This is a genomic window from Kitasatospora misakiensis (assembly GCF_042656005.1).
Classification (GTDB): domain Bacteria; phylum Actinomycetota; class Actinomycetes; order Streptomycetales; family Streptomycetaceae; genus Kitasatospora; species Kitasatospora misakiensis.
In genome coordinates, this window is sequence record NZ_JBHSOF010000079.1 from 1 (window position 1) to 24,864 (window position 24,864).

Consider the following 24,864-nt stretch of genomic DNA (forward strand, 5'->3'; position numbering starts at 1 on the left):
GGGCGGGGCGGCGGGCGGGGCGGCGTCGGAGATCCAGCCGGCGCCGCCGGCCGCGTCGCCGGTACCCGGCGGGGTGTACGCGGTGAGCGTGGTGGAGCCGGTGAGCCCCTGGAGCGGCTGCGGGCAGACCGCGGCGGTGCGCTCGACCTGCGCCGAGGTGGCGGTGGCCCGGTCGGTGGCCGCCGGGGCGGCGGGCTTGCGGAGCTCGGCGATGCCGAACACCGCCGCCAGGACCACCGCGGCGGCCAGCAGCGACCGGGTGGTGCGGGCGGCGCCGGAGCCGCGCGGGGCCGCCGGGGCCTCGACGGCGGGGGCGCCGTCGAAGCCGCCGGTCTCCCCGGCCCCGTGGGCGGTGTCCGGGGCGCCGGACTTCTTCCTGCTGAAGGCGGGCTTCTTCATCGCGGGTCAGCTCCCCGATCCGTGGTGGTGCGGGTACCGGCCCGGGCCGTGGGGACCGTTCGGGTCGTGCGGGTCGTTCGGGTCCGGCTGTTCGTAGTAGGGCTCGGCCTGCTGCCCCGGCACCCAGGGCTGCTGCTCGGCCTGCTGCTGGTACGGGTCGTAGCCGTACTGCTGCTCGGCCGGGTAGGCCTGGTAGCCCTGCTGCTGGTAGCCGTCCTGGCCGCCGTACCCCTGGCCGCCGCCGTACCCCTGGCCGACCGGCTGCTGGGCGTACGGGTCGTAGCTGTACGGGTCGGCCTGCTGGTACGTCTGGTACGGGTCGGTGTACGGCTCGGCCTCCTGCGCGGCGGCGGCCGCCAGGACCGCGCCGGCCGACGGCTCGCCGACGGGCTGGGGCGGGATCGCGCCTGGCCGTCCCTCGTACACCCCGGCGTCCGGGTCGGCGGGCTCCGGGAGTTCGCTCTCGGCGCCCTCGCCCCGCTCGGCCATCCGGCGGGCCCGGCGGCTGCCGGGGGCCGGGGCCTGCGCCTGGGCGGCGGCGGCCAGCTCGGCGGCGGCGACCACCTCCTCGGGCAGGTCGTCGTCCTTGTGGCTGCGCCGGCCGGGCAGGGCCAGCACCAGCACGGTCAGGCCGAGCAGCAGCTGGACCCAGATCCAGCCGGTGTGCAGCAGGCTGCCCTCGCGGGTGACGAGCAGCTTGCCGCCGCCCGCCGGGAGCTTGAAGCCCTGGGTCCAGCCGTCGACGGTGACCGGCTCCAGGGCGGTGCCGTTCAGGGTGGCCTGCCACTCGGGGGCGGCGGACTCGGCGAGCCGCAGCACCCGGCCCTCGGCGCCGGCCGGCAGGGTGGTGTCGAGGTCGCGGGGGCCGGCCGGGACCACCACCGGGACGGTGCCCGGGGCGGTGATCAGGGCGCGGGTCGCGGGGGTGCCGTCGACCTGCCAGAGCGCGGCGCCGTCGTCCTGGTTGGCCTTGACCAGGCCGGGCGTGGTGTCCAGGACGTCCTTGAAGACGCCGATCAGCGGCTGGTCGACCAGTACGTAGGCGATGCCGTAGCGGGAGAGCGCGCCCGCCTGGTCCGCGCCGGAGCCGGCCAGCAGGCTGCCGACGGTCCGGTCCAGGCCGGCCGTGGTGCCGGTGGCCGGGTCGACGGTGGACTCGGCCTGGCCGAGGGTCAGACCGGCGCCGCGGACCACGGTGTAGGCGACCGATCCGCCCTTCGGGTCGCCGGTGACGACCAGGGTGCGGGAGCGGTCGGTGGTGCCGGCCTGCTCGGCGATGAACGCGGGCACCTGGGCGCCGCGGCCGCGGTGCAGCGGACCGTCGGCGCCGGTGACGGCCCACCAGAGGCCGGTGCCCAGCGGGGCGAGCACGGCGGCGGCCACCACCAGCGCGGCGACCGGCTGGCGCCAGCCGAAGGCGATGCCGGCCACCCGGGCGTTGGCGCCGTCGGCGCCGATCGCGGCGGCGGCCAGCAGGGCGACCCCGGCCAGCAGGGTGGCCGGGCCGGACCACGCGGGCACGGCCGGGCCACCGGAGGCGGGGGTCACCGAGGTGCCGGCCACCGCGACCGCGAAGAGCAGTCCGGCGCCGGCGGCGCCCCAGGCGGCGAGCACGGCGCGGCGGCGGTCGGCGCGCAGCAGGGCGGCGAGCGCGGCGAGCACCACACCGGCGGAGAGCCAGATCGGCGGCACCCCGGCGCCGCCCGGGTTGACCAGCAGCAGCCCGGCCGCGGTCGGACCGGAGCCGTGCAGGCCGGGCAGGCCGGCCTCCAGCAGCAGCCGCTGCGGGTGCGAGAGCACCTGGAGCGACCAGGGCGCGAGCACCCCGACCGGCACCGCGAGGATCACCAGGACGCGCAGGCCGAGCAGCCGCAGGGCGGTGCCGCCGGAGCCGAAGGCGCCGCCGCGGACCACGGCCGCGACCAGCACGGCCAGGCAGAGCGGCACGGCCAGCGCCCAGACCAGCGGGACGAAGGCGGTGGCCAGGGTGAGCAGCAGGACGGTCGTCCAGGCGGAGCGCCAGCCGGGGCGGGCCCCCTTGGCGGCGCTCTCCTGGCGGATGCCGAGACCGGCGGTGATCGCGGCGGCGCGGGCCAGCGGCGGCAGCAGCACGGCCAGGACGGCGGTGCCGATCCGGCCCTGGGCGAGCGCGCCGGTGGCGGCGGGCAGCAGCGCGTAGGTGGCGCTGGCCCAGGCGCGGACCAGCTTGGAGTCGATCAGCGGCCGGGAGACCAGGTAGGCGCTGACGGCGGAGAGCGGGACGGCGAGCACGACCAGCAGGGTGACCGCGAGGTCGGCGTGGTCGAACAGCAGCCAGGAGAGGATCGACAGCACCGCGAGGTAGGGCGGTGCGGCGGCGGTGGAGCCGGTGCCGACGGGGTGCCAGGCGTCGGCGTACATCGACCAGAGCCCGGCCGCGCCGTCGGTGGCGGGCAGCAGGGCGCCGCCGAACAGGTCGTCGCCGCCGAGCAGGCCGCGGCAGGCGACCAGGGCGAACACCAGCAGGGCGGCGAACAGCACCGGGGCCGGGCGCCGGACGAGCTTCTTGAGCAGCGCGAACTGCTCGACGACGAGGTCCTCGGCGTCCTCGTCGCCCGGGCCGGCCTCGACCGAGCCGTGCCGGCCGGAGCCGGCGTCGTCGCCGCCCCCTATGCCGAGCGAGCCGATGACGCCCTCGACGGCGAGCCGGGCGGTGGCGCCGGGTGCGGGGAAGAGCGTGCGGTCGTCGAGCGCGTCGGCGGAGCGGGTGCGGCCGCGGCGTTTGCGGGCGGCCAGCAGCCTCGGCAGCCGGACGAGTTCGTGGCCGAGGCCGGCGAGTTCGTCGAAGGCCTGCTTGGGGTCCTTGCCGAGCAGGTTGGCGGCCACCCGCAGCAGGGTGCCGAGCACCAGCCGGAGCAGGACGTAGGGGAAGAGCGCGCCCTTGGAGTTGGCGAGCAGGGTGAAGACGGCGCCGGCCTTGTCCACCCGGTGCGGGTGGGCCGGGCCGCAGTCGATGGCGCGGCGCTCGCGGCTGGCGGCCTCGGCGTGCCGGAGCACGGCGTCCGGGGCGACCACGACGCGGTGGCCGGCGGCGTTGACCCGCCAGCAGAAGTCGGTGTCGTCGCGCATCAGCGGCAGCGCCTTGTCGAAGCCGCCGAGCTGCTCGAAGACGTCGCGGCGCACCAGCATGCCGGCGGTGGAGACGGCGAGCACCGGGCGGACCTGGTCGTGCTGGCCCTGGTCCTGCTCGCGCCGGTCGAGCCCGGTCCAGCGGCGGCCGGAGCGGGCGATACTGACGCCGACCTCCAGCAGCTGCCGGCGGTGGTACCAGCTGCGCAGCTTGGGGCCGACGACGGCGGCGCTGGGGGTGGAGTCGGCGACCTGGAGCAGGCGGCGCAGCGCGTCGGTCTGCGGTTCGCAGTCGTCGTGCAGCAGCCAGAGCCATTCGACGGGCTGGGTCTCCCGGGGGCCGCCGCGGCCGAGGTCGTCCTCCTCGCCGAGCGGGTCGCCGAAGTCGTCCCAGCCGCCGGTGACCGGGTCGTAGCCGGAGGGGTCGAGCCGGTAGGGCAGGTCCTCGGCGCGCAGCGGCGGGCTGTTGAAGACGGCCTCGGCGACGGCGGTGCCGAAGCCGGCCCGGCGGCCGAGGACGGTCGGGCCGCTCTCCGGGAGCCAGTCGGCCAGGGTGTCGGCGAGCAGGCGCGCGGAGTCGTCGGTGGAGCCGGTGTCGACGGCGAGGACGCGCTGGACCTGGCGGTCCTGGCCGAGCAGGCCGGCGAGGGCCTGGGGCAGCCAGCGGGCGCCGTCGTGCGAGACGATCACGGCGGTGACCAGGTGGCGCGGATACGCGGGCGGCCTGCCGGCGGAGAAGCCGCTCTGGTGGCTGTAGACGGTCATCGAGTGCGCGGGCCCCAGTTCTCGGTGGACACAGCCGGTGAACGGCAACCGGATGGCGCACCACACTAACGGCTCCGGGTGACGGCTCCGTCCACGGTGTCCGCCCGGGAACGCGAAAGCGCCTCACCACAGGGGGTGAGGCGCTCGGTCGCGGGCTCTGCGCGCGGGCCGGCCGGCCGGTCGAGGCTCCGGGGCCGGCGGATCGGCGGCCGGCGGACCGGGGGCCGGCGGACCGGGGGGATGCGGCCACCCCGGTCAGACGGCGCTCTTCTTGAGTCGGCGGCGCTCGCGCTCGGAGAGGCCGCCCCAGATACCGAAGCGCTCGTCATTGGCGAGCGCGTACTCCAGGCACTCGGAGCGGACCTCGCAGGCGAGGCAGACCTTCTTGGCCTCGCGGGTGGAGCCGCCCTTCTCCGGGAAGAAGGACTCGGGGTCGGTCTGGGCGCAGAGTGCGCGCTCCTGCCAGCCGAGTTCCTCCTCCTCCTCGATGCCGTCACCGATCAACAGCTCAAAGAGCTCGCTCATGTGGCGCGCCTCCTCTGCCCCTATTGGCGTCCCCGTGGTTGCCGTTGCCTCGTGCGGCCGACGACACGAGTGAAATTACAGTTGCGTCACTCTGGCCCAGTCAAGCCGAGCTCTGGTATTGGGGCCAGGATTCACTCCCCGGCACCAAGCTGTTACGAATAGTGTACATAAACGGACACATCCGACCTTTAGCCTGATTGCCTCGAAGGTCGATGAACCATTCACAACCGGGGGCCGGGTGACGTGCAGTCACCGCCACAGGCCGGTCATCGCCCTCCCTTCCCGGCGATCTTCCCATCGAAACATAGAGGGTGATTTATCACCCCATCGGGTAGTTCATGACCGATCTCACCCGAATGTCCGCTCTCTCCGAGTTGACACCACCCCTGCGGATGCGTTGTCCTTTTCCCTATGTCAGAGTTCGCCAGCCCCCGGAGCGGTTCCGCGCTCCGCCGTGCCGTGAACTCCTGTTGTCGCCTCTGTTCCTTCCGCTGTATCTAGGCGCCCGCCGTCCCGCCGCGCGCCGCCCAGGAAGCACAGAGGCCGCCCGCGAGTCCCGCCCCAGGACATCCCGGATCCGGCTGATCCCCTGACGAACCAGCCATCCGAGGACGACTCCCGTGCGACTGATCCGCATCCGCAAGCGGAACCGCGACCGCAGCAAGCTCGCCCGCCACAGCCACCTCCGGGCCACCACCCGCCCCGGCACCCCCGCCCCGACCGCCCGCCCCGGCGGCCACCCGTGGGCCGACGGCCTCAGCGACGTCTCCATCGCCGGCGACCCGCTGGCCTTCCCGCACCTCGCCCGCACCGACCTGCCCGCGCACCCCGGCACCGTCGCCGAGTACGCCCGGCTGGTCCGCGAGATCGCCGCCGACCGGACCCGCTGGGAGCCGCTCGTCCGGTACGACGCGCTCACCCGCTGGTACGCCCGGCTGGAGACCGGCCCCGGCTACGAGGTCTGGCTGCTCAGCTGGCTGCCCGGCCAGAGCAGCGGCTTCCACGACCACGGCACCTCCTCCGGCGTGATGACCGTGGTCCGCGGCGAACTCGTCGAGCGCTCCCTCACACACGCCGGGGAAGGCTCGCGCGCGCTGCGCCCCGGCGGGCAGCGGGTCTTCTCCTCCGGGTACCTGCACGAGGTGGTCAACGGCTCGCTGGAGCCGGCCGTCTCCATCCACCTCTACAGCCCCGGCCTGACCGAGATGAACCAGTACGGCGGCGCCGCCGCCCCCGAGCAGCACCCCCAGACGTCCCCGCAGACGTCCGCCGAGGCCCACTGAGGCACCGGGCGCGGTAGTCGAGGATCGGGCTGACGACCCGTCCACGCGTGGCAGGATGGGCGCATGCGCATCGTGGCACTGGCAGGCGGGATCGGCGGAGCGCGTTTCCTGCGCGGACTCCGGGAGGCCATCGGTCCCGAGGACGAGATCACCGTCATCGGCAACACCGGTGACGACATCCACCTCTTCGGGCTCAAGGTCTGCCCCGACCTCGACACCGTCATGTACACCCTCGGCGGCGGCATCCACGAGGAACAGGGCTGGGGCCGGACCGACGAGACCTGGTCCATCAAGGCCGAGATGAAGGAGTACGGCGTCGGGCCCGAGTGGTTCGGGCTCGGCGACCGCGACTTCGCCACCCACCTCGTCCGCAGCCAGATGCTCACCGCCGGCTACACCCTCAGCCAGGTCACCGAGGCGCTCTGCGTGCGCTGGCGGCCCGGGGTGCGGCTGCTGCCGATGAGCGACGACCGGGTCGAGACCCACGTGCGGATCACCGACGAGCAGGGCTCCCGGGCCATCCACTTCCAGGAGTACTGGGTCAAGCTGCACGCCGCCGTCGACGCCGAGGCGATCGTGCCGGTCGGCGCGGACACCGCCAAGCCGGCGCCCGGCGTGCTGGAGGCGATCGCCGCCGCCGACGTCATCCTCTTCCCGCCGTCCAACCCGGTCGTCTCGATCGGCACCATCCTCGCCGTGCCGGGCATCCGGGCCGCGGTCGCCGCCGCCTCCGCCCCGGTCGTCGGGCTCTCCCCGATCATCGGCGGCGCGCCGGTGCGCGGCATGGCCGACAAGGTGCTCGCCGCCGTCGGCGTGGCGGCCACGGCCGAGGCCGTCGCGCTGAACTACGGCTCCGAACTGATCGACGGCTGGCTGGTGGACACGGCGGACGAGGCGGCCGTGGCCGCCGTCGAGGCCGGCGGGATCGCCTGCCGGGCCGTACCGCTGCTGATGACCGACGTCCCCGCCACCGCCGAGATGGCCCGGGCCGCGCTGGCGCTCGCCGAGCAGGTGCGCGCATGAGCCTGCAGGTCCTCCCGGTCACCGGGCTGCCCGAGATCGACGCCGACACCGACCTCGCCGGGCTGATCGCCAAGGCCGCCGCCTACGAGGACGGCGACATCCTGCTGGTCACCTCCAAGGTGGTCAGCAAGGCCGAGGGCCGGGTGCTGCGGGCCGCCGACCGGGAGGCCGCGATCGACGCGGAGACCGTCCGGCTGATCGCCCGGCGCGGCCCGATCCGGATCGTCGAGAACCGCAACGGCCTGGTCATGGCCGCCGCCGGGGTCGACGCCTCGAACACCGCCCCCGGCACCGTCCTACTGCTGCCCGAGGACCCGGACGCCTCGGCCCGCGCGCTGCGCGCCCGGCTCCAGCAGCTCACCGGGCGCCGGCTCGCCGTCCTCGTCACCGACACCTTCGGCCGGCCCTGGCGCAACGGCCTCACCGACGTCGCCATCGGCGCCGCCGGGCTGCCCGTCCTGGAGGACCACCGCGGCCGCGCCGACTCGCACGGCAACGAGCTGGCCCAGACCGTCACCGCCACCGCCGACGAACTGGCCGCCGCCGCCGACCTGGTGAAGGGCAAGACCACCGGCACCCCGGTCGCCGTGGTCCGCGGCCTCGGCCACCTGGTCACCGCCGAGGACGGCGAGGGCGTCCGGCCGCTGATCCGGCCCGCCACCGACGACATGTTCCGGCTCGGCACCTCCGAGGCGATCCGGCAGGCCGTCACCCAGCGGCGCACCATCCGCGCGTTCACCGCCGAGCCGGTCGACCCGGCCGCCGTCCGGCGCGCCGTCGCCGCCGCGGCCACCGCGCCCGCGCCGCACCACACCACGCCGTGGCGGTTCGTCCTGCTGGAGACCCCCGAGGTGCGGACCAGGCTGCTCGACGCGATGCTCGCCGCCTGGCGCCGCGACCTCGCCGAGCTGGACGGCTGGGACGAGGCGAAGATCGCCCGCCGCACCGCCCGCGGCGACGTGCTGCGCGCCGCGCCGTACCTGGTCGTCCCGTGCCTGGTGATGGACGGCTCGCACGACTACCCCGACGGGCGCCGCGCCGCGGCCGAGCGCGAGATGTTCACCGTCGCGATCGGCGCAGCCGTGCAGAACCTCCTGGTCACCCTGGCCGGCGAGGGCTACGGCTCGGCCTGGGTGTCGTCGACGATGTTCTGCCGCGACACCGTCCGCGCCGTCCTGGACCTCCCGGAGCACTGGGACCCGATGGGCGCCGTCGCCGTCGGCCGCCCCGACGAGCCGCCCCGGACCCGCCCGGAGCGCACGGCGGAGGCCTTCATCGAGGTGCGGTAGGAGTCAGAGGCGGCGGTAGACGTCCCGTCGGTTGCCCACGTTGACCACGAGGACGACCATCTCGCCTCCCCGCACCTCGTACACCACCCGGTAGGCCCCGACCCGCAGCCGGTAGAGGCCGTCGTGCCCGGTCAGCTTCTTCACGCCGAGGCCCTCGGCGAAGGGATCGTCGCCGAGGGCCGTCAGCGCGCTGAGGATCCGCATGGCCTCGACCTGGCCGATCGACCTGAGCTGGCGCTGGGCGTGCGTGGTGAACCGGAAGGCGTACTTCACGCGGTACTCCCGGCCGAGTCCGGCGGCGCGTCGAACAGATCGGCCAGGAGCTCCGCCATGCTGACCGTCGGGTCGTCGCGGTGGAGCTCGGCCTCCCGCGCGGCCAGCTCGTCCGCCGCTTCCTCGATCGCGTCCAGGATCTCGATCGGCACCACCGCGCCGACCCGCTCACCCTTGCGGGTGATCACAGTGATCTCGCCCGACTCCGCCTTGGTCACGACCTCGGCGAGATGGGCTCGGGCTTCACGGATGCTCAGCGATTCGGCCATACCTCGAGCGTACACCTGGGGGTGTACACAAGGTGGGCTCTTTCCTCGGTCAGCGGCGGCGGTGGTCGTTGGGGGTGAGGCGGGGGCCGAAGCGGGGGGCGTGGGTGCCGGTGGCGAGGATCAGGCGGCAGAGGCGGTGGCGGTGGGGGCGGTAGGGGGCCAGGAGGGCCAGCATCTGGGCGTCGTCGCTGCGGACGCGGCCGGCCAGGGCCCAGCCGACGGTGTTGGGCAGGTGGAAGTCGCCGACCGAGACGGCGTCGGCGTCCCCGTTGCTGCGCTGCAGGGTCTCGGCGGCCGTCCAGACGCCGACGCCCGGGACTGCGGTGAGGCGGGCGAAGGACGCCTCGTGGTCCATCGTGGAGGCCTCCTCCAGCCGGGGGGCCAGCCGGACGGCGCGCAGCACCGTCGCGGAGCGCTTCGGATCGACGCCCGCGCGGTGCCAGTCCCAGCTCGGCACCTGGGCCCACTCGCGGGCCGACGGCGTCACCCGCATGCCCTCGGCCGGGCCGGGCGCCGGGGTGCCGAAGGCGCGCAGCAGGGTGCGCCAGGACCGGTACGCCTCGCCGGTGGTGACCTTCTGCTCCAGGATCGCCGGCACCAGGGAGTCCATGACCAGGCCGGTCCTGGTCAGCCGCACGCCCGCCGCGTCGCGCTGGGCCTCGCGCAGCGGGCCGGCGGGCAGGACCAGGCCCGCCGGATCGTCCTGGGCGCCGAGCAGGCCGGGCAGCCGGTCCAGCAGCCATGGCGCGCCGGGGCCCCAGGCGGCCGCCTCCACCACGCCCTCGGACGGCCGGGCGAGCACCCGGAGGGTGCCGACGCCGTCCGGGGTGCGGGCGGCCCGCCAGACCGCGCCGTCGGCGGTGCTCCGGTAGGCCGGGTCGGCCGGGCCGCGGCGCAGCGGCAGCAGGGTGCGGGCCACGTCCAGCGGGAAGCCGGGGCGCCAGCGGCGGACGGCTCCGGCGGAGGTGCTCCTCGGGCCGGTGCTCCGCGGGGCAGGCAGGTTCGGGCGCGCGCTGCCGCCCGTCGCCGTCCCGCTCACCGCCGTGCACCTCCTCCGCCGTCCGCCGACCATGGGGATATGAACGATACGCGGGTGGCGGAGCTGTCCGCCGGTGACGTGAGTGCCGTGCGGTCCCTCTACCACCGGGTGTTGGAGGGGTGGAACCTGCGGGACGGCGCGGCCTTCGCCGGGCCGTTCGCGGTGGACGGCGAGCTGATCGGCTTCGACGGGAGCCGGCACGGCGGCCGGTCCGTGATGGCCGCCGAGCTCGGGCGGATCTTCGCCGACCACCCGACGCCCGAGTACGTCGCCAAGGTCCGGCGGGTGCGGGCGCTGAGCTCCCGGGTGGCGCAGCTGGACGCGGTGGCCGGTCTGGTGCCGGACGACGCGGAGGACCTCGACCCCGCGCTGAACGCGCTGCACACGGTGATCGCGGTCGACGCGGGCGCCGGCTGGCGGATCGCGCTGATGCAGACCACCCCGGCCCGGTACGACCAGCGGCCGGACCTCACGCGGGCGCTGACGGCCGAGCTGCGGGAGCTGATCGGGCGCGGGCCCGGTCCGCGGTAGCGCGCCCGCTGATCACGGGGTCAGGGGGTCACGGGGTCAGGGGATCAGGGGCTCCGCGGCCCTGGAGCAGGGCCGCTTCGGCACGCAGCTCGGGCAGCCGGGCGTACAGGACGGTGCCCGGGCACTCGGTGTTGAAGGCGTCGCGGTGGCCGGAGACGGCCTGGAAGGTCGCCGCGGTGCCCGCCGGGTAGCGGCTGCCGTCGGAGCTGGAGACCAGCGTGGTGCTCCCGCCCGCGTCCTGGTCGGTGAGGCCGAGCTTCCAGGCCGCGATCCGGGTGACGCCGGTCAGCAGGGCGGGCGGCGGCTGGTCCGTCACATAGGTGCCGATCGCCGCGACCCCCGCCGAGTCGGTGTTGAAGCCCAGCGTGTGCGCGCCGTGCACCGGCAGGTCGGTGCCGCCGGCCCGGCCCTCGTAGACGGTGCCGCAGCGGTCGACCAGGAAGTTGTAGCCGAGGTCCCGCCAGCCGTTGCCCTGCACGTGGTACTGGTAGACCGCCCGGATCAGCCGCGGCGCGTCGGCGCACTCGTACGCGGTGGCGGTGGCGGTGTGGTGGACGAAGACCACCCGGACCGGGCCGGTGTAGGCGAGGTCGGGCTCGCGGATCGACTCGTCGGCGCCCCAGCCCGCCCGGGTGACGATCTCGGGGCGCGGGGCCTGGTGCCCGATCCGCCGGCCATCGGCCGGTTCGGCGGGCAGGGTCCGCGGGCCGGTGGACCGGGCACCGCCGCCCGGGTCGACCAGCTCGACCCGCAGTCCGGGCGGCGGCCCGGCCGGACCGGGCGTCACCTCGACGGCGACACCGTCGCTCGGGCCGGTCCACAGCGGGGCGGTGGCACCGCGCGGTCCGCGCCCGGCGGCGACCGGGTCCGGGCCGTCCTCGCCGTCGGCGTCCAGCTCCCGCCAGCCGCTCCACGCCCCGGTGGCCGCGTCCCGGGTGCGGACCCGGACGGTGCCCCCGGCGAGCGCCCGCGCCGGGCCGTCCCAGCCGACGCCGAGCAGGTCGAACCGCCGGACGGTGCGCGGCGGCAGGACGCCTCCCCCGGTCGGCGTGCGGGCCAGCGGGACCGAGGTGACGGAGCCGCCGCCCGCCGAGCTCCGCCACACGGCCCGGTCCGTCGGCACACCGACGGCCCGGGCCCCGGCGGGCGTCGGCGGGAGCGTCAGGACGGCCGCGCAGACGGCGAGCAGGACGGCGGGCGGGCGACCGCGGCGGGCGGGGCGGGAGACGCGGTGGGAGATGCCGTGAGAGATGCGCATAAACCGGATGTACACGGGATTTCGACCCGGGCGCCACACCGCCCCGCGACCCTTCCGCCACCCCTCCCGGACGTCCACCCGAAGGCCGTAGGCTGGGGCGCACCATGACTTCGCCTTTCGCTGCCGATGCCCGCACCCCCGTCGAGCTGCTGCACGCTTACCTGCGAGGTGGCACTCCCTCGGTCGACCCCGCGGCCCCGCTGGTCACCTTCTACGACGACGCCACCGGCGAACGCGTGGAGCTGTCCGCGAGGACCTTCGACAACTGGGTGGCCAAGACCGCCAACCTGCTCCAGGACGAACTCAACGCCGGTCCGGGCGACCGCGCCGCGCTGCTCCTCCCGGCCCACTGGCAGAGCGCCGTCTGGCTGCTCGCCTGCTGGTCGGTCGGGGTGACGGCGGTCCCGGCCGGCGACCCGGCCACCACCGAGCTGGTGGTCAGCGGCCCGGACGGTCTGGAGGCCGCCCAGGCCTGCGAGGGCGAGCGGGTCGCGCTCGCGCTGCGGCCGCTCGGCGGGCGGTTCCCGCAGCGTCCGGACGGCTTCCTGGACTACGCGGCCGAGGTGCCCGGCCAGGGCGACCGGTTCGCCCCCTACTCCCCCGTCACCCCCGACGCCCCGGCGCTGGAGACCACGATCGACGGCCTGCCGCTGAAGCTGACCGGGGACCAGACCGTCCAGCTGGCCCGCGAGGGCGCCGCCCGGCTCGGCCTGGGAGCGGGCGACCGGGTGCTCTCCACGCTGTCCTACGACAACTGGTCCGGCCTGGAGTCCGGGCTGCTGGCGCCGCTGGCCGCCGGCGCGTCGGTGGTGCTCTGCCGCAACTCGGACGGCCTGGGCGCCGAGCAGTGGGAGAAGCGGGTGGAGTCCGAACGGGTGACACTGCGCCTCGGGTAACCCCCGGCCCCGGCCGGGCGGGTAGGGATCCCTGCCATGGCCGAGGACGACACCGAGCACCCCCCGATCGAACACCCCCCGACCGGGAAGGCCGGCGACGCCGAGGCGCAGGCCCCGGAAGCTCCGGAGACCCCCGGTCCCTCCGACGGACGCAGGCGTCGCCGCCGGCGGTGGCTGATCGTCACCGCCGGCGTCCTCGCCTTCCTGCTGGTCGGCTGCGGCACGCTGCTCTGGGTCGCCTACCGCAAGCTCGACGGCAACATCCGCACCGACTCCACCACCGACCAGCTGCTGGCCCGGCTGGAGGCCGAGCGCCCCAGCCGGACCGCCGGGGCCCGGGGCGCCGAGAACCTGCTGCTGATCGGCAGCGACGACCGGACCGGCGCCAACGCCACCTACGGCGCGGCCGGCGGCCAGCGCTCGGACACCACGATCCTGCTCCACCTGGCGGCGGACCGGCGGCACGCGACCGCCGTCTCCATCCCGCGCGACGTCATGGTGAGCGTCCCGGCCTGCGAGAAGCCGGACGGGAGCCGCAGCCGGCCGGCGCTGATGCAGTTCAACGCGGCCTTCGAGACCGGCGGTCCGGCCTGCTCGATCCGGACCGTCGAGCAGCTCACCGGCATCCGGATCGACCACTACGTGATCGTCGACTTCGCGGGCTTCAAGCGGATGGTGGACGCCGTCGACGGGGTCGAGGTGTGCGTCCCGCAGCCGATCCACGACAAGGACGCCAAGCTGGACCTGCCGGCCGGGCGGCAGACCCTGCGCGGGGAGCAGGCGCTCGGCTACGTCCGGGCCCGGGAGACCCTCGGGGACGGCAGCGACACCCAGCGGATGGGGCGCCAGCAGCAGTTCCTGGCGGCGCTGATCCGCAAGGTGCAGTCGCAGGGCGTGCTGCTCAACCCGACCAAGCTGTGGCCGGTGCTGGACGCGGCCACCTCGTCCGTACGGGCGGACGGCGGGCTGTCCTCGCTGGGCGCGCTGTACGACCTGACCCAGGACCTGCGCGGGATCCCGTCGTCGGACGTGACCTTCCTGACGGCGCCGCGGCGGCCGTACCGGTTCGACTCGGACCGGGACGAGTTCGTGCAGCCGCAGACCACGCAGTTGTTCGCGGCGCTGCGGGACGACCGGCCGGTGGAGGTGCGCCCGCCGGGGTCGAGTCCGTCGGCCGCCCCGGCGGGGTCCCGGCCGGCGGCGTCGGCCCCGGCGGGAGCTGCTTCGGGGGCCGCCTCCGGAGGCGGCTCGGGGGCCGTGGGCGCGTCGCCGTCGCCGGGTGCGAGCGCCGCGCCGTCCTTCGAGGGGCGGACCGCCGACGTGGATGCCTGCGCGGTGCATTGACCCCCCGTCCGATCACCGTTCCGTACACGGATCATGATCTTGGGAGGATTCTCCCCGGAAATTCCCGGCATCCCTTTCACCTGCGGAATTGCCGCCGGTAAACATGGCGGACATCACATCCGGAACAATTCCTTCATCCGGCTCGTCTAGGGTGTCCGAGTCGGTCGCGCAATTCGCGCGCCGAACCGTGGACCGGTCGGAGGGAGGGGACACCCGTGCAGCAGGACACCAACGGGGCGGGAGCGGACGCCGCCCGGCAGCCGTCCGAACCGGGCCCCGGCATCCCGGGCCCCGGCATCCCGAGCCAGCGGCAGCACGACCCGGCCGGGGCCGGGGCCGGGGCCGAGCCCGCGGTCCCCGGCGGCCGGGCCGCGCTGCGCCGGGCCCGTACCGCGCGGCGCTCCCGTCGGCGGCGGGTGCTGAAGTGGACCGGCGGCCTCGCCGCCTTCGTCCTGGTGGCCGGCTGCGGCGGCGCGTACTACGCGTACCAGCACTTCAACAACAACATCACCGCCGTCAAGGTGCAGCTGGGCAGCGAGGCGGAGCGGCCCAAGCCGGCCGGCGACGCCCTGAACATCCTGGTGATCGGCACCGACAGCCGGCAGGGCCTGGGCCGCGAGTACGGCGACGAGGGCAGCGCCGGGCACGCCGACACCACCCTGCTGTTCCACATCGCCAAGGACCGCTCCAACGCGACGGTGCTCAGCATCCCGCGCGACCTCATGGTGCCCATCCCGGAGTGCCAGACCCCGGACGGGAAGACCGTCCCCGGTACGGCGCGCACGATGTTCAACAACAGCCTCGGCCAGGAGGGCCGCGATCCGGGCTGCACCTGGAAGACCGTCGAAAAGGTCACCGGGATCCGGATCGACCACTTCGTGATGGTCAACTTCGAGGCCGTGAAGACGCTCTCCACCGCCGTCGGCGGCGTCGAGGTGTGCGCGGCCAAGGACATCAACGACCCGGACTCGCACCTGAAGATGACCAAGGGCCGGCACGTCATCGAGGGCGACGAGGCGCTCGCCTTCGTCCGTACCCGGCACGCCGTCGGGCAGGGCGGCGACCTCACCCGGATACCCCTGCAGCAGCAGTTCATCAGCTCGATGATCCGCTCGATCAAGAGCAGCGACACGCTGACCAACCCGGCCAAGCTGTGGAAGCTCGCGGACGCCGCCACCAAGGCGCTCACCGTCGACTCCGGGATCGGCAGCGTGGACAAGCTGAAGGACCTCGCGCTCGACATCAGCAAGGTCGACACCAAGAACATCACCTTCGCCACCGTGCCGGTGCTGGACGACCCGACGGACGAGAACCGGCTGGTGCTCAAGCAGCCGGACGCCGGTGAGCTGTTCTCCATGGTCGGCAACGACCGCTCGCTGACCGAGGCGGCGGGAGGCGCGGCTCCCGAGACACCGGCCGCGTCGGCTCCGGCAGCTCCGGCGGCTCCGGAGAGCGCGCCGTCCGCTCCGGCGGCGACGGGCGCGACGGCGGCGACGGCGGCGGAGGCGAAGGACCTGCGGGTGACGGTGCGCAACGGCAGCGGGACGCCCGGGCAGGCGCAGCAGGCCGTCGACAAGCTCCGGGCGAAGGGCTACGCCAAGGCCGCGACCGCCGCCAACGCCCCCGGCGCGGCGACCACCTCGATCTCCTACCCGGCCGGGAAGGCCGCCGAGGCGACGGCGCTGGCCGCCGCGCTGGGCCTGCCCGCCGAGGACGCCAAGGCGGACCCGAAGCTGGGCGCCCGGGACGGGCTGGTGCTGGTGCTCGGCAAGGACGCGCCGGCGGCGGCCGCAGCGGCCGCCGCGACGCCGAGCGCGGTGCCGAGCGAGGCGCCGAAGGACCTCCAGCGGGTCCAGGCCGACGACACCGACGTCTGCGCGAAGTAGTCCGCCGGCCCCCAGGGAGGCCTCTCAGGCGTCGCCTTCCGCGGGCTCGACCGGCGCGAGCAGGCCGTCCTGCTCCCGGTACTCCTCGCCGGTGCGCGGGCAGCGCCAGCGGTCCGCGCCGGCCGGCCGCAGCGGTTCGCCGGCCCGGCCGACCCACTTGATCCGGCGGGCCGGGACCCCGGCCACCAGGGCGAAGTCCGGGACGTCGCGGTGCACGACCGCGCCGGCCGCGACCAACGCCCAGCGGCCCACGGTCACCCCGGCGACCAGGACGGCCCGACCGCCGATCGAGCAGCCCCGGCGGAGCGTCACCCCTCGGGCGTGCCAGTCCTCCCCGCGCTTGAGCCGGCCGTCGACGTCCACCGAGCGCGGGTAGAGGTCGTTGGTGAGCACCGCGGCCGGGCCGACGAAGACGCCGTCCTCCAGCACCGCGGGCTCGTAGACCAGGGCGTGGTTCTGCAGCTTGACCCGGTCGCCGATCCGCACGCCGGGGCCGACGTAGGCGCCGCGGCCGATGATGCAGTCGGCGCCGACCACCGCGCCCTCGCGCACCTGCGCGAGGTGCCAGACGGTCGTCCCGGCGCCGAGCACGGCGCTCCCGTCGACGTCGGCGGTGGGTTCGACCCGGGCGTCCGGGCCCCCGGAAACGGCGGCGGACCCGCCCTCAACTGTCCCCATGGCGCCCGACGATAGCGCCGGGCACGGGAACGGGAGGGCGGGTCCGCCGGATTGGCCGGATGGTGCCTCAGCCGCGCTCGGCCACCACGTCCGCGCTGGACGGCGCGCGGCTGCCGATGACCTTGCGGGCCAGCGAGCGGGGTGAGGTGAGGAAGCCGAAGCCCCAGCTGAGGTGCATGGTCGCGAAGGCCACCGCGAGCAGCGCCTTCGCCCGGGGCGACAGGCCGCGTCCTTCGACCAGCGCGCCGCCGGCGATGCCGAGCAGGTAGACGGCGGGGAGGGCCAGGAAGGCCGGGTGGACGGCCACGCCGAGCAGCAGTCCGAGCGTGACGCCGAGGAAGGCGGTCGGGGGCGCGAGGTAGCGCAGGTTGACCGAGCCCCGGTGGTAGCGGGTGACCACCCGGCGCCAGCGGCCGTAGTCCTTGTACTGCTTGGCCAGCGCCTTGATGGTGGGCCGGGGCCGGTAGGTGACGCGCAGCTGGGGGGTGAACCAGACCAGGCCGCCGTCCTGGCGGATCCGGTAGTTGAGCTCCCAGTCCTGGGCGCGGACGAACTCCTCGTTGTAGCCGCCGAGGCGCTCCAGCACCTCGCGCCGGAACACCCCGAGGTAGACGGTGTCCGCCGGGCCGGCCAGGCCGCCGGTGTGGAAGGCGGCGTTGCCGACACCGATCTTGGAGGTCATCGCCGCGGCGACCGCGTGCTCCCACTCGGTCTCGCCCTCGGCGTGCATGATGCCGCCGACGTTGGCGGCCTCCATCTCGCCGAGCAGCCGGACGGCCGTGGTGATGTAGCCGGGAGTCAGCAGGCCGTGGCCGTCGACGCGCACCACTATCGGATGGCTGGAGCCGCGGATGGCGGCGTTCAGCCCCGCGGGAGTGCGCCCGGTGGGGTTCTCCACGGTCCGGACTCTCGGATCCTCGGCCACGAGCTCGGCGGCGATCTGCGCGGTGCGGTCGGTGGACGGACCGAGGGCGATCACCACCTCCATCGGCCCGGCGTAGTCCTGTTCCAGGATGTGCCGGACGGCCGTGCGCAGGTGTCGTTCCTCGTTGAGCACCGGCATGATCACAGAGACCGCCGGCAGCTCCTCAGCAGCCTTGGTGTTCATCGGGGCCAACCGTACCGGTGCGGATGGGGTGTCGTCTTGTCCCGGTCTGGGCGGCTCCGCCCGGGCGGGAAGGGGGTGTGCGAAGGACCGTCCTGGAAGCGCTTCGCCGCCGCCCGGAGAGCGCACGGAGGAACGTTTCGTCGGTCGGGGCCCACCGTACTCCCCGGCCACGGCGCGCCCTCACCCGGCCCGACCGAGGGCGCCCCTACCATCCGAGAGATGCCCGTCTCCCCCCTCTCCGCCCCGCCCGGAGGCCCGCCCGGAGGCCCGGCCGGTGCCCCGTCCGACCGGTCCGGCGGCCTCCCCGACCGGCGTCGCGTCTGGCCCCGCCGACTGGCCGCGGGCATCGCCTTCAGCATCCTCGCCACCTCCTGCGGCGGCTGGGCGGTCCTGCACGGCCTCGGATCGATCGACCGGGTCGACGCCTTCAGCAACGACCGGGCGCGGCCGGCCGACGACGGCTCCACCACCTTCCTGGTGGTCGGCACCGACGAGCGCGAGGGCATCCCGGAGAAGACGCTGAAGACCGTGCTGCACGCCGGGGGCGAGTCCTGCCACTGCACCGACACGATGATGATCGTCCAGCTCTCCGGCGACGGCTCCCGGGCCGGCGTGATCAGCATCCCCCGGGACTCCTACGTCGACATCCCCGCCCACCGGGACCCGGCGACCCGCAGGACCGTCCCGGCCGGCAAGGGCAAGATCAACGCCGCCTACGGACTCGGCGGCCCGCAGCTGACCGTCGCCACGGTCGAGCAGAACACCGGGCTGCGGATCGACCACTACCTCCAGGTGGACTTCGCCGGGTTCGTCTCCGCCGTGGACGCCGTGGGCGGCGTCCGGGTCTGCACCGCCAAACCACTCAAGGACGAGTACTCGGGCCTCGACCTGCCGCCCGGCACCAGCACCCTGGACGGCGCCGGCGCGCTCAAGTACGTACGGGCCCGGCATGTGGACGGCAGCGCCGACCTGGGGCGGATGCACCGGCAGCAGAAGCTGGTCGCGCAGCTGCTGCACCAGGTGACCAGCGGCGGCACCCTGCTCAACCCGGTCCGGCTGGCCCGGGTGACCGACAGCCTGCTCGGCTCGGTCAAGGCGGACAAGGGGCTCTCGGCGGACGACCTGATCACCCTGGCGGCCCGGCTGAAGGAGCTGACGGCCGGCCGGACCGACTTCGTCACCGTGCCGCTGGCCTCGGTGGACCATCCGGTCGCGGGCTGGGGCTCGACGGTGCTCTGGGACAGGGAGCGGGCGCGGGCGCTGTTCGACGCGGTACGGGAGGGGCGGCCGTTGACGGACGGGGACGGCGGGGCGGCGGGCGGGGCGGGCGGGGCGTCGGCGGCGGGCGGGGCGGGCGGGGCGGGCGGGGCGGAGCCCTCGGCGGCTCCGGCCTCGGTGGCGGCCGTGCCGTCCGGGTCCGCCCCGGCGGCCCCGGTAACCCCGGCGGCCCCGGCCGCGCCCACGGTCGCTCCGGAGCAGGTGCACGTCCAGGTGTTCAACGCGGCGGGCGTGGTGGGTCTCGGCGCCCGGGTCGACGCCGAACTGCGCCGGGCCGGGTTCGCGACCACCGGGGCCGCGTCCAACGCCCCGGTCGGCACGCCGGCCGGGCGGACGGTGATCCGGTACGACCCGCGCTGGGCCGAGTCGGCGCGGACGCTGGCGGGCGCGGTGCCGACGGCCGAGCTGGCGCCGGTGCCCGGCTTGGGGGCGACCCTCCAGTTGTACGCGGGCGGGGACCACCCGGCGGCGGGAGCGACACCTGGCCCGACGGCCAGCCCGACGACCGGGCCGACCGCGTCGGCGGGCGCGGTGCCCGCTCCGCCACCGCCTCCGCCGGCGCCGTCCGGCTCGGCGGAGGCCCGTGCGGAGAACGGGGCGGGCTCGGAGAAGGGGGCCGGCACGGAGAAGGGGTCGGCCACGGCCGGGGCCGAACGGGCCAGCGACATCATCTGTCCCTGAACCGCCCGCACCGACGCGAGGGGCAGGGTGCGCGTGGCACCCTGCCCCTCTCCCCCGGTCCCCCCAGTCCCCCCGGTCCTTGTGCTGTGTCCTGAGTTCTCGGGCGCGACCCCCGGTCCCCCGATCCGGGGGTCGCGTCCGGTCAGTCCGTCGCGATCGCCGCGAGGACGTTCATCCGCCCGGCCCGGAAGGCCGGCACGAGCGCGGCCAGCAGGCCGATGACCACCGAGGCCACCAGGGTGAGGGCGATCGTCGTGGTGGGGACGGCCAGCGTCTCCAGCCCCTGGGTCCGCAGCACCCGCTGTCCGGTGACGCCCCAGGCGAGGCCGAGCACGGTGCCGAGGACGGCGCCGAACAGGGCGATCACCACCGACTCCAGGCGGATCATCCGGCGCAGCTGGCGGCGGGAGAGCCCGATCGCCCGCAGCAGGCCGATCTCACGGGTCCGCTCGACCACCGAGAGCGCCAGGGTGTTGATGACGCCCAGCACCGCGACCACGATCGCCAGGCCGAGCAGGCCGTAGATCATGTAGAGCAGGGTGTTGACCTTCTCCTGGACGAGGTCCTTGTAGCCGGCCTGGTCACTGACCGAGGCCTGCGGGTACTGCTTGAGCGCGTCCTCCAGGCCGGTGAGCGTCCTGGCGACGTCCGCCCCGGCGGCCGCCTTGCCGAACAGGACGTCGTCCACCGGCTGGTCCGCGGCCGGCACCGCCTTGGTGACGGTGTCGAGCGAGGCGAAGGTGTTGCCGTCGAAGAACTGGTTGCCCTTGGCCAGGATGACGCCGACCGGCAGCGACTGGACCCGCCCGTTGCCGTAGTCGACCTTGAGCGTGTCGCCGAGCTTGAAGCCGTGGTCCTTGGCGTAGTCCTCGCCGATCGCCACCGCGCCCTGCTTGAGGGAGTCCGGAGCGCCCTCCTTGACCGGCAGCCGGAAGTCCTCGGTGAACCGCGCGGTGACGGCGGATATCCGGTTCTCCTCGGTCTTCCCGTCCGGCGCGGTGAAGTACGCCGCGATGGACTTCTGCTCGGTGACGTGGTCCAAGCCCTGGACCTGCCGCACGGCGCCGACGATCGCCGGGGAGACCCCGTTCTGACCGGCCCTGATGATGTAGTCGGCGCCCACCGAGCGGTCGATCTGGTCGTTGGTGGACTTGATCACCGAGGAGGTGAAGACCGAGGCGCCGATCACCAGCGCCAGTCCGATCATCAGCGCGGCGGCCGTGGCGCCGGTGCGGCGCGGGTTGCGCATCGCGTTGCGCTGGGCGAGCCTGCCGGACGGGCCGAACAGGGTGGGCAGCAGCGCGCCGAGCACCCGGACCACGGTGGTGGCCAGCAGCGGGCCGAGTACGACGAAGCCAACCAGGGTGAGCAGCACACCGAGCCCGATGTACTGGCCGCCGGTGGCCATCTTCTCGGCGTTGGCGGCCAGCGCCAGCAGACCGCCGCCGCCCGCCGTCAGCGCCAGGCCGATGACGGCCCGGACGGTGTTGGAGCGGGCCTCGGCCGGGGTGCCGTGGTCGCGCAGTGCGGCGATCGGGGCGATCCGGCCGGCCCGGCGGGCCGGGATCCAGGCCGCGAGCACGGTGATCACGACGCCCACCGCGTACCCGGCGACGAACACGTCCGCGCCGATCTTGAGGTCGGAGGCGTCGAGGTGCATGCCGATCGCGTTCATCAGCTGGATCAGGCCGACCGCCAGGCCGAGGCCGACGCCGATGCCGAGCGTGGAGCCGACCAGGCCGAGCAGCAGCGCCTCCACCAGCACCGAGCGGTTGACCTGCTTGCGGCTGCCGCCGACGGCGCGCAGCAGGCCGATCTCCCGGGTGCGCTGGGCGACCAGCATCGAGAAGGTGTTGATGATCAGGAAGCCGCCGACCAGCAGCGAGACGCCGGCGAAGCCGAGCATCGCGTACTTCATGAAGTCGAGGAAGGAGCCGACGTCCTTCTGGCCGTCCGCCTTCTGCTCGGCGGCCGTCTTCGCCTGGAAGCCGGCGCCGAGCCGGGCCGTCGCGTCGGACTTGAGCTGATCGTCGGAGCGGCTGCCGTCGCCGAACACCTCGACCGACGTCCAGGCGCTCTGCCCGAGCAGGACGCTCTGCGCGGTGGCGGTGTCCAGGAAGGCCAGCGCCGCGCCCGGGTTGGTGGTCTTGAAGGTGGCGATGCCGACGATGGTGAAGTCGTGGTTGTCGTCGATGATCACCCGCAGCTTGCCGCCCAGGCCGAGCTTGGCCTTCTTGGCGGTGTCGGCGTCGAGGACGACCTGGTCGGGGCCCTGCGGTGCGTGGCCGGAGGTGATCTCGACCGGGCTGCGCGGGGTGTCCACCCAGTTGCCGACGATGGTCGGGGCGCCGGTGGTCGGGCCGACCTTCTTGAAGGTCGCCGGGTCCGCCAGGGTGGCGTTCTCCACCGTGACCTGCCCGACGGCCGACTTCACGCCGGGGACACCGGCGACCTTCTGCACGCTGTCGACGGGTATGGTCCGGGTCTTCGCGCGGGTGTCGTCGGCGCCGAGCTCCGGCTTGGCGGGCCCGACCGAGAGGTCGGAGGCGGTCGACGCGAAGAGCGTGTCGAAGGTGCTGGTCGCGGTGTTGGAGAACACCAGCGTCCCGGACACGAACGCGACCGACAGCACGACCGCGACCAGGGAGAGCGCCATTCGCCCCTTGTGGGCGAAGAAGCTCCGCAGTGATGTCTTGAGCAGCATGATCCTGTTGGCCCCTGCCCGCTCAGCTGGTGCGCTTGCCGTCGAAACGGCGCATGCGTTCGAGGACGGAGTCGGCCGTCGGGGCGTGCATCTCGTCGACGATCACACCGTCGGCGAGGAAGAGCACGCGGTCCGCGTAGCCGGCGGCGACCGGGTCGTGGGTGACCATGACGATGGTCTGGCCGAGCTCGTCGACACTGCGGCGCAGGAAGGAGAGCACCTCGGCGCCGGAGCGGGAGTCGAGGTTCCCGGTGGGCTCGTCGCCGAAGATGATCTCGGGACGGGCGGCCAGTGCCCGGGCCACCGCGACGCGCTGCTGCTGACCGCCGGAGAGCTGGGTCGGGCGGTGCTTGAGCCGGCCGGACAGGCCGACCGTCTCGACCACCCGGTCCAGCCAGGCCTGGTCGGGCTTGCGGCCCGCGATGTCCATCGGCAGCGTGATGTTCTCCAGGGCGTTCAGCGTCGGGAGGAGGTTGAACGCCTGGAAGATGAAGCCGATCTTGTCCCGCCGCAGCCTGGTGAGCTGCTTGTCCTTCAGACCGGTGATCTCGGTCTCGCCGATCCAGATCCGCCCCTCGGTTACCGTGTCCAGACCGGCCAGGCAGTGCATCAGGGTCGACTTGCCGGAGCCCGAGGGACCCATGATCGCGGTGAACCGGCCGCGCTGGATGTCGACGTCGACCGCGTCCAGGGCGGTGACCCTGGTCTCGCCGGAACCGTACGACTTGGTCACCTGGCGGGCCGAAGCGGCGACGGCGGAGGCACCGCCGGGAAGCTGGGGGTCGTACACGGCTGCTGCTGCCGTCGTCACTGTCGTCTCCTAAGAAGTGGTCCCACCCGTTGCCCCCCAGCCTGGTCCGTCCCACCGTCCGGCGACATCGCGCAGGGGATAGTTCTCGACCGGGAGTCAGCCCCACCCTCCCGGTGAACCGGGGACCCGGACCCGACCGGAGCGGGTCCGCCTCGGACGGGCGGGGATGTGAACCACGTTAGGAGTCGGAGGCCCTCCTCCTCGTCATCCGACGGGAGGAAGCGGCCCAACCCGAGTTGTACGGGGTGGGCCGCCCCTCCCCCTAGGGGTCGGCCGGGCCCCCGTCAGGGTCCCCCCGTACGGAGGCCCCGCCCGACGGCGCCCGCGGCGGTGCGCGGGCGGCCCGCGGGGCGGGGCCCGGGGGTCCCGACCGGGACCTCCGGCCGGACTTGACGGTGCGTCAGGAGGCCAGGGCCGGGGCGGCGCGGCGCTCCAGGGCGGCCCCGAAGGCGTCCACCACGGGCCGCAGCAGCACCTCCGTCTCGCGCTCGACCACGGTGCTGCCGTCCTCCCGGACGGTGATGTGGCGGTCGAGCACGAACCAGCCCTGGGTGATGTGGTCGGCGCCCATCGAGCTGAGCACCGGCCGCAGCGCGTAGTCCACCGCCAGCACGTGCGCGGTGGAGCCGCCGGTGGCGAGCGGCAGGACGGCCTTGTCGCGCAGCGCGTACTGCGGCAGCACGTCCAGCAGGGTCTTGAGCAGCCCCGAGTAGGCGGCCTTGTAGACCGGGGTGCCGATCACCACGCCGTCGGCCTCGGCGAACAGCTCCAGGGCGGCCGCCAGCTCCGGGTGCCCCACGTCGCCGGAGAGCAGGGCGTGCGCGGGCAGGCTGCGCACCTCGAAGGGGACGACGCGGTGGCCGCGCTCCTCCAGCCGCGCGTCGACCAGGCGCAGCAGGCGGGTGGTGCGGGAGGTCGGGGACGGGGAACCGGAGACGGACAGGACGGTGGCCATGGATTCACCTCGGGGGAGGAAGCGGGACGCCGCTTCGAGAGCACGGGGCACCGGACGCGGACCCACGGCCGGCCGGGCCGTCAGGGGCCGGGCGGTGGCGGGCAGCGGCGAGCGCGCTGCGCGGGCAGCGGCGGAACGGCAGGAGAGGAGGGGTGTGGGGGTTCGACGGGCGAGCGTCAGCCACAACAGAGCGAACAGGACACACGCTGCAGGTCGACGTGCCGCCGACGCGTGAGGGTCCATCGCTGATCCATGGCAGTCATGCAAACACGGTGCGTTCCGGGCGGTCAAGGATCGTCCCGAGAACCGAACACCAGGTGAGACGGAGGGTGAGACGGCCGGTATGGCGGGTGACGGGACGGGCGCGGGACCGGGCGGACGGGAGGGGCGCGAGTGGCGGGCCGGACACCGGGCGTGCGCCCGTCCGGCACCTTGCCGCGGAACGATCCGGCGCGTGCATCAAAACTGCTACAAGGGCCCTGGTGGGGGCCCCGGGGGGAGTCACCGGCGCCCGCGTCGGGCATCCTCTCCCACATGAACACGTGGCAGGAGGGCCGCCCGGGCGGCGGCGGCGGGAACCCGTACGGCGGCGGCAACGGTGGCGGCGGCGCCGCGTACGGGCACGGCGGTGGCGGCACGGCCGCCGAGCCGCCGCTGCCCGCCTCGCTGAACCCGCGCGGGCCGGGCGCGCCCGCGCCCCGGCGGCCCGAGCCGCAGGGGCAGCCCCCGGCGCAGCCGCCGGAGCCGCCCGGGTACGGGCC

At 74.7% G+C, this 24,864-nt stretch carries 20 protein-coding genes and 2 pseudogenes; 9 read left to right on the top strand and 13 right to left on the bottom strand.

Going from position 1 to position 24,864, the window contains the following annotated elements:
* The 3 genes and pseudogenes from ACFP3U_RS34540 to ACFP3U_RS34550 all read right to left on the bottom strand — a co-directional run.
* Positions 1-399 (bottom strand): annotated as a pseudogene (locus ACFP3U_RS34540) (hypothetical protein); the annotation flags it as partial.
* Positions 400-405: 6 nt separating this feature from the next.
* Positions 406-4,272, bottom strand: coding sequence for a glycosyltransferase family 2 protein (locus ACFP3U_RS34545; protein ID WP_380229723.1), 3,867 nt, complete (start codon positions 4,270-4,272; stop codon positions 406-408).
* Positions 4,273-4,527: 255 nt separating this feature from the next.
* Complete coding sequence (locus tag ACFP3U_RS34550; RefSeq protein ID WP_030310813.1) at positions 4,528-4,797, bottom strand: WhiB family transcriptional regulator; 270 nt, start codon at positions 4,795-4,797, stop codon at positions 4,528-4,530.
* A gap of 770 nt (positions 4,798-5,567) precedes the next feature.
* On the opposite strand from ACFP3U_RS34550, the gene ACFP3U_RS34555 reads away from it, so the two are divergent.
* From ACFP3U_RS34555 to ACFP3U_RS34565, 3 genes are all read left to right on the top strand, one after another.
* Positions 5,568-6,080, top strand: a complete 513-nt coding sequence (locus tag ACFP3U_RS34555; RefSeq protein WP_380229740.1) for a cysteine dioxygenase — start codon at positions 5,568-5,570, stop codon at positions 6,078-6,080.
* Between the two features lie 63 nt (positions 6,081-6,143).
* Positions 6,144-7,103 carry a 2-phospho-L-lactate transferase gene (gene cofD / locus ACFP3U_RS34560; protein WP_380229724.1) on the top strand — a complete coding sequence of 320 codons (960 nt, stop codon included), beginning with the start codon at positions 6,144-6,146 and terminating at the stop codon, positions 7,101-7,103.
* Positions 7,100-8,392, top strand: coding sequence for a coenzyme F420-0:L-glutamate ligase (locus ACFP3U_RS34565; protein WP_380229725.1), 1,293 nt, complete (start codon positions 7,100-7,102; stop codon positions 8,390-8,392). The genes cofD and ACFP3U_RS34565 overlap by 4 nt, the downstream gene beginning before the upstream one ends.
* A 3-nt stretch (positions 8,393-8,395) precedes the next feature.
* Here ACFP3U_RS34565 and ACFP3U_RS34570 read toward each other — a convergent pair whose 3' ends face one another.
* From ACFP3U_RS34570 to ACFP3U_RS34580, 3 genes are read right to left on the bottom strand one after another with little or no spacing between them, the layout of a single operon-like run.
* Positions 8,396-8,665, bottom strand: a complete 270-nt coding sequence (locus ACFP3U_RS34570) for a type II toxin-antitoxin system RelE family toxin (protein ID WP_045941562.1) — start codon at positions 8,663-8,665, stop codon at positions 8,396-8,398.
* Positions 8,662-8,934, bottom strand: a complete 273-nt coding sequence (locus tag ACFP3U_RS34575; RefSeq protein WP_380229726.1) for a type II toxin-antitoxin system Phd/YefM family antitoxin — start codon at positions 8,932-8,934, stop codon at positions 8,662-8,664. The genes ACFP3U_RS34570 and ACFP3U_RS34575 overlap by 4 nt, the downstream gene beginning before the upstream one ends.
* Before the next feature lie 49 nt (positions 8,935-8,983).
* Positions 8,984-9,973 (bottom strand): DNA-3-methyladenine glycosylase family protein, encoded by a 990-nt coding sequence (locus ACFP3U_RS34580; protein ID WP_380229727.1) that lies wholly within the window; start codon positions 9,971-9,973, stop codon positions 8,984-8,986.
* A 39-nt stretch (positions 9,974-10,012) separates the two neighbouring features.
* On the opposite strand from ACFP3U_RS34580, the gene ACFP3U_RS34585 reads away from it, so the two are divergent.
* Entirely contained in the window at positions 10,013-10,504 is a 492-nt protein-coding gene (locus ACFP3U_RS34585) for an SgcJ/EcaC family oxidoreductase (RefSeq protein ID WP_380229728.1), read from the top strand.
* A 28-nt stretch (positions 10,505-10,532) separates the two neighbouring features.
* Here the strand turns inward: ACFP3U_RS34585 and ACFP3U_RS34590 are convergent, their stop codons facing one another.
* Entirely contained in the window at positions 10,533-11,762 is a 1,230-nt protein-coding gene (locus ACFP3U_RS34590; RefSeq protein ID WP_380229729.1) for a peptidoglycan recognition protein family protein, read from the bottom strand.
* Between the two features lie 104 nt (positions 11,763-11,866).
* Here ACFP3U_RS34590 and ACFP3U_RS34595 point away from each other — a divergent pair, with 104 nt between their 5' ends.
* The 3 genes from ACFP3U_RS34595 to ACFP3U_RS34605 all read left to right on the top strand — a co-directional run bounded on the left by ACFP3U_RS34595 (position 11,867) and on the right by ACFP3U_RS34605 (position 15,888).
* A complete protein-coding gene (locus ACFP3U_RS34595) occupies positions 11,867-12,658 on the top strand; it encodes a TIGR03089 family protein (protein ID WP_380229730.1) in 792 nt (263 codons plus the stop codon).
* A 36-nt stretch (positions 12,659-12,694) separates the two neighbouring features.
* Entirely contained in the window at positions 12,695-14,002 is a 1,308-nt protein-coding gene (locus ACFP3U_RS34600) for an LCP family protein (RefSeq protein ID WP_380229731.1), read from the top strand.
* A gap of 215 nt (positions 14,003-14,217) precedes the next feature.
* Positions 14,218-15,888 (top strand): LCP family protein, encoded by a 1,671-nt coding sequence (locus ACFP3U_RS34605; protein WP_380229732.1) that lies wholly within the window; start codon positions 14,218-14,220, stop codon positions 15,886-15,888.
* Positions 15,889-15,912: 24 nt separating this feature from the next.
* Here the strand turns inward: ACFP3U_RS34605 and ACFP3U_RS34610 are convergent, their stop codons facing one another.
* Both ACFP3U_RS34610 and ACFP3U_RS34615 read right to left on the bottom strand, forming a co-directional pair.
* Positions 15,913-16,566 carry an acyltransferase gene (locus ACFP3U_RS34610; protein ID WP_380229733.1) on the bottom strand — a complete coding sequence of 218 codons (654 nt, stop codon included), beginning with the start codon at positions 16,564-16,566 and terminating at the stop codon, positions 15,913-15,915.
* Between the two features lie 67 nt (positions 16,567-16,633).
* Positions 16,634-17,674 (bottom strand): glycosyltransferase family 2 protein, encoded by a 1,041-nt coding sequence (locus ACFP3U_RS34615; RefSeq protein WP_380229734.1) that lies wholly within the window; start codon positions 17,672-17,674, stop codon positions 16,634-16,636.
* Positions 17,675-17,893: 219 nt separating this feature from the next.
* Between ACFP3U_RS34615 and ACFP3U_RS34620 the strand changes: the two genes are divergently transcribed.
* Positions 17,894-19,633, top strand: a complete 1,740-nt coding sequence (locus tag ACFP3U_RS34620; protein WP_380229735.1) for an LCP family protein — start codon at positions 17,894-17,896, stop codon at positions 19,631-19,633.
* A gap of 142 nt (positions 19,634-19,775) precedes the next feature.
* On the opposite strand, the gene ACFP3U_RS34625 is transcribed toward ACFP3U_RS34620, so the two are convergent.
* From ACFP3U_RS34625 to ACFP3U_RS34640, 4 genes are all read right to left on the bottom strand, one after another.
* Positions 19,776-22,337: an ABC transporter permease gene (locus ACFP3U_RS34625; protein ID WP_380229736.1), complete on the bottom strand. Its 2,562-nt coding sequence runs from the start codon at positions 22,335-22,337 to the stop codon at positions 19,776-19,778.
* Between the two features lie 22 nt (positions 22,338-22,359).
* Entirely contained in the window at positions 22,360-23,148 is a 789-nt protein-coding gene (locus ACFP3U_RS34630; RefSeq protein ID WP_380229737.1) for an ABC transporter ATP-binding protein, read from the bottom strand.
* 400 nt (positions 23,149-23,548) lie between these two features.
* A complete protein-coding gene (ssuE, locus tag ACFP3U_RS34635) occupies positions 23,549-24,103 on the bottom strand; it encodes an NADPH-dependent FMN reductase (protein WP_380229738.1) in 555 nt (184 codons plus the stop codon).
* A gap of 176 nt (positions 24,104-24,279) precedes the next feature.
* Positions 24,280-24,366 (bottom strand): putative leader peptide, encoded by an 87-nt coding sequence (locus tag ACFP3U_RS34640; RefSeq protein ID WP_353612751.1) that lies wholly within the window; start codon positions 24,364-24,366, stop codon positions 24,280-24,282.
* Between the two features lie 271 nt (positions 24,367-24,637).
* Between ACFP3U_RS34640 and ACFP3U_RS34645 the strand changes: the two are divergent.
* Positions 24,638-24,864, top strand: a pseudogene (locus ACFP3U_RS34645) (hypothetical protein); the annotation flags it as partial.

Bases quoted from the DNA above. Each gene is read 5' to 3' on its own strand.
- ACFP3U_RS34575 (WP_380229726.1), bottom strand. From the start codon at position 8,934: ATGGCCGAATCGCTGAGCATCCGTGAAGCCCGAGCCCATCTCGCCGAG.
- ACFP3U_RS34600 (WP_380229731.1), top strand. From the start codon at position 12,695: ATGGCCGAGGACGACACCGAGCACCCCCCGATCGAACACCCCCCGACC.
- ACFP3U_RS34640 (WP_353612751.1), bottom strand. From the start codon at position 24,366: ATGACTGCCATGGATCAGCGATGGACCCTCACGCGTCGGCGGCACGTC.
- ACFP3U_RS34565 (WP_380229725.1), top strand. From the start codon at position 7,100: ATGAGCCTGCAGGTCCTCCCGGTCACCGGGCTGCCCGAGATCGACGCC.
- ACFP3U_RS34590 (WP_380229729.1), bottom strand. From the start codon at position 11,762: ATGCGCATCTCTCACGGCATCTCCCACCGCGTCTCCCGCCCCGCCCGC.
- ACFP3U_RS34620 (WP_380229735.1), top strand. From the start codon at position 17,894: ATGCCCGTCTCCCCCCTCTCCGCCCCGCCCGGAGGCCCGCCCGGAGGC.
- ACFP3U_RS34610 (WP_380229733.1), bottom strand. From the start codon at position 16,566: ATGGGGACAGTTGAGGGCGGGTCCGCCGCCGTTTCCGGGGGCCCGGAC.
- ACFP3U_RS34550 (WP_030310813.1), bottom strand. From the start codon at position 4,797: ATGAGCGAGCTCTTTGAGCTGTTGATCGGTGACGGCATCGAGGAGGAG.
- ACFP3U_RS34545 (WP_380229723.1), bottom strand. From the start codon at position 4,272: ATGACCGTCTACAGCCACCAGAGCGGCTTCTCCGCCGGCAGGCCGCCC.
- ACFP3U_RS34615 (WP_380229734.1), bottom strand. From the start codon at position 17,674: ATGAACACCAAGGCTGCTGAGGAGCTGCCGGCGGTCTCTGTGATCATG.
- ACFP3U_RS34585 (WP_380229728.1), top strand. From the start codon at position 10,013: ATGAACGATACGCGGGTGGCGGAGCTGTCCGCCGGTGACGTGAGTGCC.
- ssuE (WP_380229738.1), bottom strand. From the start codon at position 24,103: ATGGCCACCGTCCTGTCCGTCTCCGGTTCCCCGTCCCCGACCTCCCGC.
- cofD (WP_380229724.1), top strand. From the start codon at position 6,144: ATGCGCATCGTGGCACTGGCAGGCGGGATCGGCGGAGCGCGTTTCCTG.
- ACFP3U_RS34595 (WP_380229730.1), top strand. From the start codon at position 11,867: ATGACTTCGCCTTTCGCTGCCGATGCCCGCACCCCCGTCGAGCTGCTG.
- ACFP3U_RS34625 (WP_380229736.1), bottom strand. From the start codon at position 22,337: ATGCTGCTCAAGACATCACTGCGGAGCTTCTTCGCCCACAAGGGGCGA.